The following is a 13,740-nucleotide window of genomic DNA, read 5'->3' on the forward strand; positions in this document are numbered from 1 at the left end:
AAGGATATTGGGGACCAGTTTAGAAAAGCCGGGTATTGAGTTGGTGCAAAAGGGACTCCTGCCTGGGATAACGCTATATCTAAAGCTGACGGAGACTTCGGGTATCTCCCTCCTGTCCGGCAAAACTATGTTAAAGATGTTTACGACTTACAAGGGGCTGTAGACAAGATGCGTGCTAGCGGTGCTAGTGCAGAAGACGTTGCAAAGTATGCGTATGGCGCAAGAAACGAGCTGAAAATGAAGTACAGAGAATATACGCCTCCTGAAATGCTTGATGTCATTGATGCGAGAAACTTGGAGCGATATGGCAACAAAATTGGACCCGGATTTGATGATCTAGTTAAAAAAGGTAAAACTTTTGATCAAATAATTGAAAGTTCTACGCGGGCTGGCGGTGGAGACCTGTTTCAATGAAGAGATTTATTGATGAGGACGTTTATGCTCTTGGTCGCATGAAGTCTGGAAGGCTGTATGCGGAGCTGATTTCTGATGTGGGCTGGGAAGGTTTCCCTAATTATGCAGAGAAATTTATTAAGCTCTTCTCTGGTAGCATCATTAGTAGAAGTGATTCTGTTGATACTAGGGTTTGGGGGGTGATTATTAAAGGCCAGCCCCTACGATTGGTTTACGAAGACTTTCCCGTGATGATTAGTTTGGAGTCGCAAAGTGAAGAAGGGGACCGATTTATCGAGGGGTTAAGAGAGGTTTTGATAAGCTAAATTAGTCCTTCGGTGCAAAAGGTAATCAGCTCATTAATGGGAAATGGGTTGATGGTGAAGGGCTACCATTACCTGTTCCTTCCAGTGTAGGTGCGTCTGGCCGAGTACCTAATGTTTTGCAAACAGGGGGCAATACTCTAAACAAAAGCACAGCCAACGGCTTGAATGAATATTTTGGTGAGAACTTAACTCCGCGTGAGTGGAGGAGAGCGCTTGAGGCACTAAAGGCCGATGCCGGCAAACTGCCTAACAATTTTCACGGTCGAATACTAGATAATGGCGATTATGTAGGTAAGACTGGCGAGGTTATCGGGAATATTAGGGATTATCTGCCATGAGTGTAAAAGCCAGAATTACACCTGTAGCATCAGATTATGAAACCTGCGCTGAGTGCTATGTCAGGCTAATGATTTTTTCCGGAGGATTTCATCCAGACGAAATTACTAAGCTTTTGCAGATTCAGCCTACAGTCGCAAATTTTGCTGGGGAAAAGGTTACAAATAGTCGGGGGCTTACCAGGGAGGTAAAAAACTCGATGTGGTTCCTGTCTACTGAAAGTCATATATCCTCTAAAGATATCAGGGAGCATATCGATTGGCTGGTCGAAACTATTTATCCGCATCGTGAATCACTAAGTAAAATTCAAGAGATGGATGGTGTTAAAGTTACTTTGAAGTGTGTATGGTTTTCTTTGTTAGGGCACAGCGGCCCAGTACTTTGGCCTGAGCAAATGCGCGCTTTGGCGGATCTGGATTTAGAGTTGTCTTTTGATATTTATTTTGCCGAAAATTAGAGGGTGCAAAAGCAACTGGTGGCGCTGCCGGAAAGGTAGATGATCTAGCTGCTAGTGGCTTAAGTTCAGCGTCAAACATTCCAAGTGGAACAGGTCTTGGTGGTTTCAAGGTCGGCTTAAGTGCAGACGACATCACTGCTATAAATTCACAGTTTGGCGGTTCGGTTTCATTTAGAGAAGTTGATACGGCTATTGCAAATGCTGCCAATTATGATGGTTTTTATAATAAGGCTGGCTCAATGATCAGGGATATTGCTGGCGGGCATCTGTTTGATAATGGGAACAAGCGGACTGCCGTTGAGGTGGTTGAGCAGTTGATTATAAAAAACGGCGTGGATGGCCCGCCAAAACAAATTATTTGGAATGTTGTGGATAAGGTTGCGACGGGGAAGCTAACTAATGTCCAAGATATTTCAAAAGCATTAAGAGGGCTGGATTAATGTCTTTCAATGAGCTTTCTGAACAGTATGCAGCCCGTTTCGGTTCGCCAAGTATGAGTAGCGTCGGGCTAGAGGAGTTTATTCAAATACTAGAGTTGGTGGCGATGAGAAATAAGGGGTTTTTCATCTTTAAGGTGGATGGTGAAAGAGAACGTAATATTTATACTTTTATTTTAAATATGTCGAAAAGTAACGATGTTGTAATAAGGAAAGATACAGATAGCATGCGGGAAGGTATGGAGTATTTTTTCTCTGAGCTTGAGCGGCTCGGCATATATCCATAACTTGATGTTTAGATATTTTGCTTGGCCCCGATTGCAGAACTCGCACTGGAGGAATAGGGGTCAGTGGAGGGAGGAATAGGGGTCAGACCCTGAGGAATCCCCGATTTTTCTTACAAAAAATCAAGAAGTTGGAATTATTGAAGAGGCCTGCATGAGTCGGCAACTTGGTTTGCACCACACAAAACTAAGATCCCGAACCCATGCAGGCCATTCGATTTTTACACAGAGCGCTCGCTCAAGTACTCCCCTCAATCCATTCTCGCCGCCTGACAACGCTGGTGAGTTGTGTCAGTTCGTTACTGCAGGGCCGTCGCCTAACACTGACGGGCCTCGGGCGCTCCATGCCGGGTCAGGCCTATCCCAAACATGCCATCAAGCGCGTCGACCGTCTGCTGGGAAATCAGCATCTGAGATCAGAGCGCCCGTTGTACTACTGGGTGATGCTACGAGCGTTGCTGGGCTCGTTGAAGCATCCGCTGATTTTGGTCGATTGGTAATCCCCCCATTCCTAAAACTCACCAGAAGTAGACCTCAGGCCACCAGGGCCAACTTCTGTTTTGGGGTAATGCCGCCGAGGGCCATATTCGGGCGCTCGTGATTGTATGTCCAGATCCAGTTCGTACCATAGTCCTGAACTTCGGCTATCGACTCAAACAAGTAATGTCCCAGCCAGTCATAGCGCACAGTCCGGTTATAACGTTCAACGTAGGCATTCTGCTGTGGATTACCCGGTTGAATAAAGTCCAAGCGGATGCCTCGTTTCTTCGCCCACTCAGCGAGCTTGGCACTGATGAATTCTGGGCCGTTATCGCTGCGGATCGCCTGCGGTTTACCACGCCATTCAATGACCTGATCCAGCGCACGCACCACGCGCTCAGCCGGTAGCGATAAATCAATCTCCATGCCCAGGGCTTCGCGGTTGAAGTCGTCAATCAGATTAAAAACCCGAAAGCTGCGTCCATCAGCTAACTGATCGTGCATGAAATCCATCGACCAACACTGGTTGGCTGCCTGCGGAACGGCCAGCGGTTCAGGCTTCTCGCGCACGATGCGCTTACGCGGTTTGATCCGCAGATTCAGTTCCAGCTCGCGGTAGATCCGATACACCCGTTTATGGTTCCAGCCATAGCCCTTCACGTTGCGCAGGTACAGAAAACACAAGCCAAACCCCCAATTGCGCTGGTTATGCGTGAGTCGGATCAGGTGATCGGCGATCTCGGCGTTTTCAGGCGATAGGCGCGATTGATAGCGATAGCACGTGATGCTGACCCCGAAGGCCAGGCACGCGAGCTTGATACTGCATCGACCTGAACGAACCGCTTCCTGCGCCATCTCTCGTCGCCGCGATGGCTTCACCACTTTTTTGCCATGGCCTCCTGGATGATTTCGGCTTTGAGCCGCTCTTCGGCGTACATTTTTTTTAGACGCCGGTTCTCATCCTCCAACTCGCGTAACCGAGCCATCAGCGATGCGTCCATGCCGCCGAACTTGGTGCGCCACTTATAGAAGGTGGCCGAGCTGATACCGTGCTCGCGACATAGCTCTGGCACCGGGCTTCCAGCCTCGGCTTGCTTGAGAATGGCCATGATTTGGCTGTCTGAAAAACGTGATCTCTTCACGCAAAATTTCCTTGATCCGATTAGGAGAAAATTCTACTTCTGGTGAGTATTTTTTTCAGGGGGGATTACCGATTGGTCTCGAATTGATGCCCCTGGTTGCGCTTTTTTGTTGAGAGCCGCAATCCCGCTGGCAGGTCGTTCGTTTCCTATTTATGAAAGTGTTCATGAGCGGGAAGGTTGCCCCAGGTATCAAAGTCGCCTGATTAAAATGCTGGCTGAATTGCTGCCTGATGGCTGTATCCCAATCTTGGTAACTGACGCAGGCTTCCGGCGGCCATGGATGAAGGCAGTAGTCGCGCAAGGTTGGTATTACGTGGCGCGCATACGTAACCGTGAGCTTTATCGTCGCGAAGAAAGTGAGTGGTTATCAAAGCAACAGCCTCAAGGTGAAACATGTACTTTCATTGTGGCGGCTAGGCATGGAATATTGGCGCAGTTGTACAGATTTTGGTGGGCGAGAAGGCTTGGAAGTGTTGGAGAAAGCCCTGCGTGATGAGGTGCGCCATCAGGCGCAGAGCCTGGAGTAGATTTGTGGGGATCCCTCAGGGTCTGACCCCTATTTTTCCTAGAACGGCTCGATAAGAAATCGGCGGCTTATAAGTCTGTATCCGAAGCGCGCGAAAACGGAAGTTTAGTAAAAGGCGTAGCGGGTGTTGATCGAAAATCAGGTCAGCTAATAATTGCTAAGTTAAAGTGAGGTGAATAATTGGATGCGTTTGAAAAGTATGGAAAATATAAAGCACAAGCTATATCAAGAATTGAGCATGTGAAAAGTCACTTGGACGGAGGCTTTAATATCGCAAGATGTGTAGTGAATATAGAAACCGACAAAGGTGATCCAATTGCGTGCATGGATAGGTTAGCGTCGCATGCATATGCACAAGCTATAGAGGAATGGTTTAGCAATTCGTCATTGGAAAAGATGAAAACCTGGTTTTATATAGCGGATAGTCTGCGTCGCCACCGGTACTCACTGAAAACCGACAAAATGAACTTCATGTTGAAGACATTTGATTTTTTGGCTGGGTTGGTTTCTGATAATGAATCCTTGATTAGCTGGTTCTGTAATAACGACGATATCTTTGATGCTAAAAGAGTTCAGGCGACCACTACCGCAGATTTTGTAGCTTATCAAATTCGGTTGGCTGTTAAAGGTGACTTTGCTCAGTTGCTGGACCGGTGTGCCAGAATGATTGCGCACCCACCTTCGGGACCAAAGAGGAGATTTATGCTGGATAATGAGTTCTTCATTGCGCTGGCAGAGGGTGATACATCAAAAATGGAATCTGTTTTGCGCGAGCTAACAACGCCAGCCTTAATAAAGAGAAGGTTTGATAGCGAGAATGGTTATTCCGAGGGATTGATTTCTACTTTCGGTGTTATTTACGCAAAAATTGCCTGGCGGCACGGTTATAAGATAGCTATAGATACACCCTATATTCCAGCAGAGTGGCTGCCCGTGGAACCGCTGGATCATTATGATGTTCATTATGGCTTTCTGAAAAACAGGGTTGATGAAATATGAATAATCTTTCGAAAGATGCCCTGCTGCGAAGTCAACTGTTTGAATCTCTTGTGGATCGCTACAAAGCAACATTGATTCCTGGTCGATACGGCGGCGATTACAATAATGATCAACTCGCGATTAGTGAGGGTGACGGGAACGTCACCTTGTTTCTCGGTTTGAAATTGTTGGACAGTCAAGGTGGTTTACAGCTGGATGCTGCGTCGCTTGGCCCGCATGTGCAGTACTCTAAATCATGGCTCTGCGCGTTGGTTGCCAGTTTGAAAGGCTCTTCGGACACTGTTCAATTTGCGGTTAAAATTGATTCTGCGCTTACGCAAAATTTGCTTTTAGCGTGCGTCGTATGTATGAGCCCTGTGACGCAGGATATTAAGTTATTGCGCATTGCAGTTTGATTCGTGGAAGGAGGTGATAAAGGGGCGGATTTATTTAATCAGAAATTTTCTTATCCAAGCCATCTCCGAAAATAAAATAATCTGTTCCCGTTGCCATTCAAGCCAGCACCACCGGCGCGCAGAGCTGGACCATGGGCGGCGAAATGACTGCTGACAACGCTGGGCAGTTTGTCGGTATTAGCATCTCCCTCGGTGCGCAGAAGTCGAGTTCAAAACAAACCCAAGAACAAACGATTAGCCAAGGCAGTAGCCTGACCAGCGGCAACAATCTCGGCATTGTCGCCGTCGGTAACGGTACTCCTGGGGTAGACGGTGATATCCGTGTTCAAGGCAGTAACCTCAAAGCAGTCAACGACATTTCGCTGGCCGCTGAGCGGGATATCCGTCTTGAAGCAGCCGCCAATAGCCAAAAGTTGGACGGCAAAAACAATAGTGGCGGTGGCGCAATCGGGATTAGTTTGGGGGTCGGCCCTCAAGGCGGTGGCCTGAGTATCTTCGCCAACGCTAATAAAGGCACAGGTAATGAAAAAGGTACCGGCACCACATGGACTGAAACCACGCTGGATGCAGGACATCAGGCTAACCTGGTCAGTGGACGAGACACGGCCCTTAAGGGCGCACAAGTCAGTGCTGACAAGATCGCTGCCAGTGTTGGTCGCGACCTGACACTGCAGAGCCTTCAAGACACCGACAATTATAAGTCCAAGCAAACTGATGTGAGTGGCGGCGTGAGTGTCACGATCATCGGTACAGGCGGTTCAGCCAGTCTTAGCGTCAGCCAAACCAAGATCGACTCCAAGTACCAAAGCGTGCAGGAGCAGACCGGCTTATACGCGGGTAAAGGTGGTTATCAGGTTGATGTGGGTAATCACACACAACTTGATGGAAGCGTCATAGCGAGTACCGCAGAGGTCGACAAGAATCGGCTGAGTACAGGCACTCTCGGCTGGAGTGATATCAAGAACGAGGCCGAATACAAGAGCCAAATGCAAAGTGCCAGCGTCAGCAGTTCCAGTGACGGCAGTGGCGGTTTTACCAGCAATATGCCCAGCGGTACTTTGATCGCTTACAACCATGGTGGCAGCGCCAGCGGTACGACCTCATCGGCCGTCTCCAATGGCACCCTCGATATTCGCGACCCTGCCAAACAACAGCAAAATGTGGCGACCCTTAGCCACGACGTCGAACATGCCAACGACAGCATCAGCCCAATCTTCGATAAAGAGAAAGAGCAGAAGCGCCTACAACAGGTAAAACTGATCAGTGAGATAGGTACTCAGGTCTCGGACATCGTTCGCACCCAGGGTGAGCTCAATGCGGAAAAAGTCGCGCGCAAAGAGTTGGCCAGTCAGGGTAATGAAAAGCCTACCCAAGAGCAGATACGGGCAGCGAAGTCCTATAAGGAGGCTATGGAGCCATACGGCACGGGGGGCGACTATCAACGTGCGACTCAAGCCGTGACGGCGGCCCTGCAAGGATTGGCAGGAGGCGACATCGGATCAGCCCTAGCGGGGGCTTCTGCCCCCTATCTTGCGAATTTTATTAAGCAGCAAACGGAGGACAACGACACCGCTAGGATCATGGCGCAGGCGGTGCTTGGCGCAGTAGTTGCCAAGACTCAGGGGAATTCGGCTGCGGCGGGGGCGGCGGGCGCCGCTACAGGAGAGTTGATTGCTGCTCAGTTGTATCCGTCTATTAAACGTGAGGATTTGAGCGAGGCGCAGAAACAGACAATCTCGGCGCTCTCAACACTGGCGGCAGGCTTTATCGGTGGCGCGGTGGGCGGCGACTTGGCTGGGGCGGCGGCTGGCGCTCAATCAGGCAAAAACGCAACAGAGAACAATGAGCTAGGCAGTCGCCTGCTTGCAGAGAAGCGCTATCGCGACTACGCAGAGCAAAGTTGTGGCGGCGTGGCAGCAGAGGTATGCCGGTCGAACTACAGCCAAAAAATCATGAATGAAAGCGGACCTGTCGTCGCTGTGTTGGCGGGTACCGGGGTTGCTGCAGGGGTTGTGCTACTGGGGCCGGAGTTGATGCTCGCTTGCGGCATGAACCCGACAATTTGTACGGAGCTTGGCATTGCGGCGGTTGAGTTGCCCTTTGGGGCTGCGACCACTGGCGGTACAGCGCTGGGCATGGGAGGATTTGGGAGTGCGGCGGCGAAGGAGGTAGCCGCCGCTGCCGATGCAACTGGTGCGGTGCAAGGTGCAAAAGCAACAGCTACTCCACGCACTCCACTAGCTGGTCCTACTGAAAACTGGAAAACCTTTGTTAATGCTGAAAAACAGATTCAACTGGAAGCAGGTGCTGGGCAGCGTGTAGATCAAGTTATCAATGAAACTCTATCTGGTAAGAAAAATTTCACGAGCTCTATGACGCTCACAACCGATGAGGCTCTATCTGCAGGGCAAAAATATCTCGGTCCCGAGTACAGGGAAATCGGTAAGCCCGGCTCTGGGGTGTTTCACAGCGCTGATGGCACCAAGGAGTTCCGTATCGACTCAGGATCTATATCAGGAGCACACGCTCCGGGAGTTCCGCATGTACATTTCGGAGTTAAAGACCCTGTGACTGGAAAATATATTTCTAACAATCATGTTCCCTATGCGGACTAGGATATGGATATGTCTATCGTTCGGAGGGGTATTGTTGTCACTGGCGAATATTCTGGCTGGGAAATTGTTGTTGCGGACGACCGTGATGGAGACACTGGCGGGTATTATCTTTACTTGAAGAAAAGTGATGTTGAAGGGTTTGACTACTGGTTCGAACATGAGGCAGGGCTTCAGGCTCAGCTAGCTGATTTTGAGGTGGAGTGGATAGTTTAAGTTAATTAGCAAGGCTGTTATTTTGCCGTCGGTACAAAAGAAATACCTAAGGAATTAGGTAAAGTGTCTTTTGATGCAGCTAATGGTGTGGGAACCATCTACTCTCCAAGAGTCACCATGAGCGGAAGTGAAATAACATTTGATGAGTTTGCGATAGGTACTTCGAAAGGATTCATTGGCGTTGGTGCTGATGGGGCCGCTGAATTAGCAGGACCATTGAAGAAAATGCTTGCTTATGCTCAGTCCCAAGGTGCAGTAAAAATTACTCTGACAGGTCGCTATGCATCCCCAGAAGGCTCTAAGCTTGGGACAGGTAGTTTTGATAATGTAAATCAGAATTTTTCCTTTAGCTTTCCCGCGACTAAGGAAGGCTTGAGGGATTTTTTAAAAGGGGTTGGACAATGAAGGTTCGTCGAACACTTGAAAAAAGGATGAAAGATGTTGAAGCCTTAGGTCGTGGGTTCTTTCATGAGGAAGCTGAAGATGGTGACATTTTATTTTCTACTGGGATAGAGGGTGGAAGGTTAGATGTATATGTTGACGGTTTTTTCTTTGGAAATAATGAAGTTGCGAATAAGGTGTTGTTTGCTGATATTTCTAGTATTGAAAGTCACCTGAATGTAGAACTTTTTTCGAATTCGAGTCGCTCGGGGGATGTTGATTTTTACGTTCCCTTAGATGTGAAATGTGGCTTGTCCAATTTTGCGTTATTTTTACCATTCTTGACTTACTCTAATGTTATGAATATTTTGGTTGGGCTTAGAGAGGATTGGGTGAGGCAGATATCTCCTAAAGGATAGTTGGTGCAAAAGCAACTACTAACGCTCCAAATACACCCAGGTTCATTACGGACTCTGCCGGTAATACTATTGATTTAGATTATACCAAGGGACTCAGGGAAACGAATGTGACGGTCACGGGAACGCGTGGTGGTGTTCAGTATCCATTGCAAGGGCAAACTCCCGATTCTTATGCGAATCTTGGAAATGGGCATGTTGTTGTCTACGGTCCTGAGGGGCGTGCACTATATGATGTGTCTAGCTCTCGGATTAAGGTGGTCGAATGGAACCAAGCTCCGAATGGAACATATTTCCCCAAGAAGGGAAGTGATACAAAAGTTTTTGAGGGGGAATGTTCCTCAGTCGGTTCTTGATAGCTTGGGGTTGAAATGATGAAAGTTTATCAGGGTAATATTTCTAAAGAGTCGTTGAGTCTGTTTATTTCAGATATTGGCTCCGGGGAGTTTTTTTCATATGTAGGGCACTTGGTTTCATTAGAACAGGCAATTTCTGTTCTGGGTTTGCTCTCTCCTGATTTTATTGAGGTCAATGGTCACATTTTCTGGCTGCCTAACGCTCAGCAATACGATCCGCAAAAATTTCATTTGAACGGGCTGGTTGAGACCGAATCTAGTGTGTTGGAACAAAGTACATCGCGTAGAGACGTTGAACGATACAGAAATATTTTTTCAATAAATCAGTTCTTTTCAAAGTGGGAGGATGCACCGGGTCGACCCGTATTTAAAGTGGGCCTGTCGGAAGAAGATTATCGTCTTTGTCATTTATTTGCTGAACAGATCACTAGATATTGGAAGCGCGCGTTATCCGATGCCTTTCCAGAGAAGGTATTTCAGTTTGAAATTGCTGACGATCTTCTCGATGAATATGGTGTCTGTCTGACATTCTGGCAGTCGTAGTTTAAAGAGCGCACAGGATGTGTCCGCGCCATTAAAACCACTGCCAGAGGCTAAATAATAATTATGCGTTTAGAAATGGTTGAGGAAAGTCTTGTAGAAAAACTTAAGGTAGTCCGTGAGGAACAACGAAGACGTGCTGTAAAAGTGGCTTGCGAACTTGCTTTACAGGCCTGCCCAGTAGAAGTGTCTATTGTTGCCGAGTCTCTTAGGTATCTACAATCTGGTAATAAACTCACGACTGATCAGGTTTCTGGGCTAGATGCTTTAGCTGCACAGTTAGATGAGAAGTATTTTGACTTGCAAGACAGCCTGGACGAAGGGCAAAGCTTAAATGTAGAAGGCCTTCAGCTGTTTAGCCAAGCTCGCGCTGTATCGGCGCTGTCCTTAGCTGGTGGAGAGGATTCGCTTATGGCAGCGACCGAAGCAATATATGAGGCATCATCAGCCGTTGATGATGGAACTAATATTTTTAAAGCAGTACTTTCGGTTTTGCCAAAGTCTTAATCAGCAGGCGTTTTGCTTTGGCTGATATCCGGCGCACTCTTGGGAGGAATAGGGGTCAGACCACGTTTTGCATTGAAGGAGTATTCGTGGCTATTGTTCCGTTCTTTAAAAAATAGAGTTATCCGAGTAGTGGTGGGTCGTCCGAAGGCTATTTGTTCCTAGTCGTATAATGATGGTCTGACCCCTATTTTTATGCCGAAAAAGTCGCGCGCAAAGAGCTGGCCAGTCAGGGTAATGAAAAGCCTACCCAGGAGCAGATACGGGCAGCGAAGTCCTATAAGGAGGCTATGGAGCCATACTGAACGGGGGGCGACTATCAACGTGCGACTCAAGCCGTGACGGCGGCCCTGCAAGGATTGGCAGGAGGCGACATCGGATCAGCCCTAGCGGGGGCTTCTGCCCCCTATCTTGCGAATTTTATTAAGCAGCAAACGGAGGACAACGACACCGCTAGGATCATGGCGCAGGCGGTGCTTGGCGCAGTAGTTGCCAAGACTCAGGGGAATTCGGCTGCGGCGGGGGCGGCGGGCGCCGCTACAGGAGAGTTGATTGCTGCTCAGTTGTATCCGTCTATTAAACGTGAGGATTTGAGCGAGGCGCAGAAACAGACAATCTCGGCGCTCTCAACACTGGCGGCAGGTTTTATCGGTGGCGCGGTGGGCGGCGACTTGGCAGGGGCGGCGGCTGGCGCTCAATCAGGCAAAAACGCAACAGAGAACAATGAGCTAGGCAGTCGCCTGCTTGCAGAGAAGCGCTATCGCGACTACGCAGAGCAAAGTTGTGGCGGCGTGGCAGCAGATGTATGCCGGTCGAACTACAGCCAAAAAATCATGAATGAAAGCGGACCTGTCGTCGCTGTGTTGTCGGGTACCGGGGTTGCTGCAGGGGTTGTGCTACTGGGGCCGGAGTTGATGCTCGCTTGCGGCATGAACCCGACAATTTGTACGGAGCTTGGCATTGCGGCGGTTGAGTTGCCCTTTGGGGCTGCGACCACTGGCGGTACAGCGCTGGGCATGGGAGGATTTGGGAGTGTGGCGGCGAAGGAGGTAGCCGCCGCTGCCGATGCAACTGGTGCGGTGCAAGGTGCAAAAGAAATCGTGTCGGTTGACACGCAAGCAGCGCTGACGCAGCAGGTTGCTGACTTGCGCGCCACGTTAACAGGCAGCGCTAAGACCAGTGGTAACGTGGGAGTTGCACAGATCGACATTCCCGGCATTCAACCGACAATGGCAGCGTCCAGCCGTATTGGTGTAGCCACTGCTGATCAGCAGGCGTTAGGATTTGTCGGTGAGGTCCCCGAGACATTCCCAAGCACGGTTGTACCGACAGGAAGTAATCCCCCTCAAATGCTCAATAGAGCGGTAGATTCGGAGGCGAAAATTTTGAACAATATCGCGGCACAATTGGGGGACAACACATCGGTTATGGGAAATATTAACTTGCTCACAGAGCGTCCACCATGTGCAAGCTGCTCAAATGTTATTGATTTATTCAAAGCTAAGTATCCGAACATTACTGTCAATGTGTTCGATAATGGTGGTGTAATTCGTCCGACCAAAAAAGGACTCTGAGATGCTGCACGAAGAGCGTGTTAAATATGAAACTCTTAAGTTGTGGGCACTGGAATGCTATTACGAGGGATGCCGAGATCACGCGGTTATGAAGGGGTGGCCTCATGAACAGATCATGGGATACGTTGATTATCAATTTGAAAACGTCTTTGAGCGCCCAGTTGAGATCTTCATGTGGCGAGTCATCCTGTTGGTTCTATCTGGCGGGTGGCACCAAGATTGGTATTCTCGTGCGCGTCAATTGATTGAAGATCAAATCGTCAAAGATGGAGTTGATAACCTTCTGGCCGGAGTGCCTGATGATGAATCAGAGTTGTTTCTACATGACCTGAAAATTTTGAAGCTGATCTGAAGGTGCAAAAGCGACAGGAAACGGAGCGAAGTTTGCCGACCAAGCCAAGCTTGATGACCACTTTGCACGTCACGGTGGTGACTTTGGCGCGAAAAATACGCTTGAGTACCAAGCACAAGCTGATAAGTTCTTAACAGCGTCGAAGCCTGCGGGCGTGCTTGAAAAGGCAAGACCTAATGGAGATATCGTGCGTTACAACCCTGGCACTGATGAATTTGGTGTCGTATCAAGTGGGGGAAGTATTCGCACGTACTACAAGCCTGATCCAGCAGTGCATGGTAAGGGTTAAAACTTGGACTATTTTAATGCCCAATAACAATCAAACATATGTATGTCCGGTATGCAGATATCCTGATCTTGATGAGCCGGCGTATGACAGTTTTGGCTGTGCCTCGTACAATATTTGCCCATGCTGCGGGACGGAGTTTGGGTATGATGACTCGACAACCACTCATTCCGATTTACGCGGAAAGTGGGTTTCTGAGGGGATGCAATGGTGGAGCAAGCATCAACTAAAACCTAATGATTGGGATCCGGTCAGGCAACTAAAAAATAACTAAATGCTCTATTTGTTGGTGCAAAAGCAACTGGCGGGGCCGTAGACCGTGCTACTACTGGGATTGAGTGGGGCAAGGGGGAATGCCTTGGGAGGATTACCTTGGGACGCAACTGCCAGCTGGCTCTCGACTACCGCCGAACTTCAAGACGTTTGACTTTTTTGATAGAACGACCGGTGTTGCGACCAGTGCAAAAACACTTGATACGACCACTGCGGCTAAAATTGCCAATCCAAGTCAGGTTTATTCATCGCTCAAAGGAAATATTGATACCGCCGCAGGGTTTACTGAGTACGGTTTGAAGGACGTAACAGTATCCTCTAGTCAAATTACTAGTCGTGAATTGCAAGTGGCAGTTCCAAAATCTACGACGAGTGCTCAGTGGGATCAAATTAATAGAGCTATTGAGTATGGTCAGGGCAAAGGCGTTACGGTAAAAATTACCAAGGTGGATTAA

The 13,740-nt window shown here is 48.6% G+C and carries 17 protein-coding genes and 3 pseudogenes; 19 read left to right on the plus strand and 1 reads right to left on the minus strand.

Annotated elements, in window-relative coordinates:
- The first annotated feature begins 168 nt into the window (after positions 1-168).
- The 6 genes and pseudogenes from ACS5Q8_RS29240 to ACS5Q8_RS29265 all read left to right on the plus strand — a co-directional run.
- Entirely contained in the window at positions 169-414 is a 246-nt protein-coding gene (locus tag ACS5Q8_RS29240) for a hypothetical protein (RefSeq protein WP_465159701.1), read from the plus strand.
- On the plus strand, positions 411-719 hold the full coding sequence (locus ACS5Q8_RS29245) for a DUF3630 family protein (RefSeq protein ID WP_464704245.1): 309 nt from the start codon (positions 411-413) through the stop codon (positions 717-719). Before ACS5Q8_RS29240 ends, ACS5Q8_RS29245 begins: the two co-directional genes overlap by 4 nt.
- Before the next feature lie 334 nt (positions 720-1,053).
- Positions 1,054-1,512 (plus strand): DUF4279 domain-containing protein, encoded by a 459-nt coding sequence (locus tag ACS5Q8_RS29250; protein ID WP_465159702.1) that lies wholly within the window; start codon positions 1,054-1,056, stop codon positions 1,510-1,512.
- Between the two features lie 239 nt (positions 1,513-1,751).
- Positions 1,752-1,952, plus strand: coding sequence for a hypothetical protein (locus tag ACS5Q8_RS29255; RefSeq protein WP_024647991.1), 201 nt, complete (start codon positions 1,752-1,754; stop codon positions 1,950-1,952).
- The gene (locus ACS5Q8_RS29260; RefSeq protein WP_465159703.1) at positions 1,952-2,236 is read left to right on the plus strand and encodes a hypothetical protein; all 285 of its coding nucleotides are present in this window, start codon (positions 1,952-1,954) and stop codon (positions 2,234-2,236) included. Before ACS5Q8_RS29255 ends, ACS5Q8_RS29260 begins: the two co-directional genes overlap by 1 nt.
- 200 nt (positions 2,237-2,436) lie before the next feature.
- Positions 2,437-2,730 (plus strand): annotated as a pseudogene (locus ACS5Q8_RS29265) (IS4 family transposase); the annotation flags it as partial.
- 37 nt (positions 2,731-2,767) lie between these two features.
- Here ACS5Q8_RS29265 and ACS5Q8_RS29270 read toward each other — a convergent pair.
- Positions 2,768-3,855, minus strand: a protein-coding gene (locus ACS5Q8_RS29270) for an IS3 family transposase (RefSeq protein WP_465159118.1) whose coding sequence is annotated in 2 segments (ribosomal slippage) — positions 2,768-3,603 and positions 3,603-3,855 — 1,089 coding nt in all. Because the reading frame shifts where the segments join, the coding sequence is not laid out codon by codon here.
- A gap of 64 nt (positions 3,856-3,919) precedes the next feature.
- Here ACS5Q8_RS29270 and ACS5Q8_RS29275 point away from each other — a divergent pair.
- The 13 genes and pseudogenes from ACS5Q8_RS29275 to ACS5Q8_RS29335 all read left to right on the plus strand — a co-directional run.
- A pseudogene (locus tag ACS5Q8_RS29275) lies at positions 3,920-4,219 on the plus strand (IS4 family transposase); the annotation flags it as partial.
- Positions 4,188-4,382 (plus strand): hypothetical protein, encoded by a 195-nt coding sequence (locus ACS5Q8_RS29280; RefSeq protein WP_465159704.1) that lies wholly within the window; start codon positions 4,188-4,190, stop codon positions 4,380-4,382. The pseudogene ACS5Q8_RS29275 and the gene ACS5Q8_RS29280, both read left to right, overlap by 32 nt.
- Before the next feature lie 179 nt (positions 4,383-4,561).
- Positions 4,562-5,380, plus strand: a complete 819-nt coding sequence (locus tag ACS5Q8_RS29285) for an Imm49 family immunity protein (RefSeq protein WP_465159705.1) — start codon at positions 4,562-4,564, stop codon at positions 5,378-5,380.
- Positions 5,377-5,775 (plus strand): hypothetical protein, encoded by a 399-nt coding sequence (locus tag ACS5Q8_RS29290; RefSeq protein WP_465159706.1) that lies wholly within the window; start codon positions 5,377-5,379, stop codon positions 5,773-5,775. Before ACS5Q8_RS29285 ends, ACS5Q8_RS29290 begins: the two co-directional genes overlap by 4 nt.
- A 95-nt stretch (positions 5,776-5,870) precedes the next feature.
- Positions 5,871-7,625, plus strand: a pseudogene (locus ACS5Q8_RS29295) (hemagglutinin repeat-containing protein); the annotation flags it as partial.
- Between the two features lie 768 nt (positions 7,626-8,393).
- Positions 8,394-8,603: a hypothetical protein gene (locus tag ACS5Q8_RS29300; RefSeq protein ID WP_248748749.1), complete on the plus strand. Its 210-nt coding sequence runs from the start codon at positions 8,394-8,396 to the stop codon at positions 8,601-8,603.
- A 63-nt stretch (positions 8,604-8,666) separates the two neighbouring features.
- Positions 8,667-9,008 (plus strand): hypothetical protein, encoded by a 342-nt coding sequence (locus ACS5Q8_RS29305; RefSeq protein WP_465159707.1) that lies wholly within the window; start codon positions 8,667-8,669, stop codon positions 9,006-9,008.
- Positions 9,005-9,403, plus strand: coding sequence for a hypothetical protein (locus ACS5Q8_RS29310; protein ID WP_226501951.1), 399 nt, complete (start codon positions 9,005-9,007; stop codon positions 9,401-9,403). Before ACS5Q8_RS29305 ends, ACS5Q8_RS29310 begins: the two co-directional genes overlap by 4 nt.
- A 368-nt stretch (positions 9,404-9,771) precedes the next feature.
- Positions 9,772-10,299 carry a hypothetical protein gene (locus tag ACS5Q8_RS29315; RefSeq protein ID WP_276195557.1) on the plus strand — a complete coding sequence of 176 codons (528 nt, stop codon included), beginning with the start codon at positions 9,772-9,774 and terminating at the stop codon, positions 10,297-10,299.
- 63 nt (positions 10,300-10,362) lie between these two features.
- The gene (locus ACS5Q8_RS29320; protein ID WP_465159708.1) at positions 10,363-10,803 is read left to right on the plus strand and encodes a hypothetical protein; all 441 of its coding nucleotides are present in this window, start codon (positions 10,363-10,365) and stop codon (positions 10,801-10,803) included.
- A 335-nt stretch (positions 10,804-11,138) separates the two neighbouring features.
- Entirely contained in the window at positions 11,139-12,374 is a 1,236-nt protein-coding gene (locus tag ACS5Q8_RS29325) for a deaminase domain-containing protein (RefSeq protein ID WP_465159709.1), read from the plus strand.
- A gap of 1 nt (position 12,375) precedes the next feature.
- Positions 12,376-12,726 carry a hypothetical protein gene (locus ACS5Q8_RS29330; RefSeq protein WP_276195560.1) on the plus strand — a complete coding sequence of 117 codons (351 nt, stop codon included), beginning with the start codon at positions 12,376-12,378 and terminating at the stop codon, positions 12,724-12,726.
- Positions 12,727-13,365: 639 nt separating this feature from the next.
- Positions 13,366-13,740 (plus strand): endonuclease toxin domain-containing protein, encoded by a 375-nt coding sequence (locus ACS5Q8_RS29335; RefSeq protein ID WP_177000244.1) that lies wholly within the window; start codon positions 13,366-13,368, stop codon positions 13,738-13,740.

It is taken from the genome of Pseudomonas sp. PAMC25584 (assembly GCF_058135675.1).

What these genes read in the sequence shown, in the direction of transcription:
- ACS5Q8_RS29250 (WP_465159702.1), top strand. Translation starts at nt 1,054, where the DNA reads ATGAGTGTAAAAGCCAGAATTACACCTGTAGCATCAGATTATGAAACC.
- ACS5Q8_RS29335 (WP_177000244.1), top strand. Translation starts at nt 13,366, where the DNA reads ATGCCTTGGGAGGATTACCTTGGGACGCAACTGCCAGCTGGCTCTCGA.
- ACS5Q8_RS29240 (WP_465159701.1), top strand. Translation starts at nt 169, where the DNA reads ATGCGTGCTAGCGGTGCTAGTGCAGAAGACGTTGCAAAGTATGCGTAT.
- ACS5Q8_RS29245 (WP_464704245.1), top strand. Translation starts at nt 411, where the DNA reads ATGAAGAGATTTATTGATGAGGACGTTTATGCTCTTGGTCGCATGAAG.
- ACS5Q8_RS29330 (WP_276195560.1), top strand. Translation starts at nt 12,376, where the DNA reads ATGCTGCACGAAGAGCGTGTTAAATATGAAACTCTTAAGTTGTGGGCA.
- ACS5Q8_RS29320 (WP_465159708.1), top strand. Translation starts at nt 10,363, where the DNA reads ATGCGTTTAGAAATGGTTGAGGAAAGTCTTGTAGAAAAACTTAAGGTA.
- ACS5Q8_RS29315 (WP_276195557.1), top strand. Translation starts at nt 9,772, where the DNA reads ATGATGAAAGTTTATCAGGGTAATATTTCTAAAGAGTCGTTGAGTCTG.
- ACS5Q8_RS29310 (WP_226501951.1), top strand. Translation starts at nt 9,005, where the DNA reads ATGAAGGTTCGTCGAACACTTGAAAAAAGGATGAAAGATGTTGAAGCC.
- ACS5Q8_RS29260 (WP_465159703.1), top strand. Translation starts at nt 1,952, where the DNA reads ATGTCTTTCAATGAGCTTTCTGAACAGTATGCAGCCCGTTTCGGTTCG.
- ACS5Q8_RS29300 (WP_248748749.1), top strand. Translation starts at nt 8,394, where the DNA reads ATGGATATGTCTATCGTTCGGAGGGGTATTGTTGTCACTGGCGAATAT.
- ACS5Q8_RS29290 (WP_465159706.1), top strand. Translation starts at nt 5,377, where the DNA reads ATGAATAATCTTTCGAAAGATGCCCTGCTGCGAAGTCAACTGTTTGAA.
- ACS5Q8_RS29255 (WP_024647991.1), top strand. Translation starts at nt 1,752, where the DNA reads ATGATCAGGGATATTGCTGGCGGGCATCTGTTTGATAATGGGAACAAG.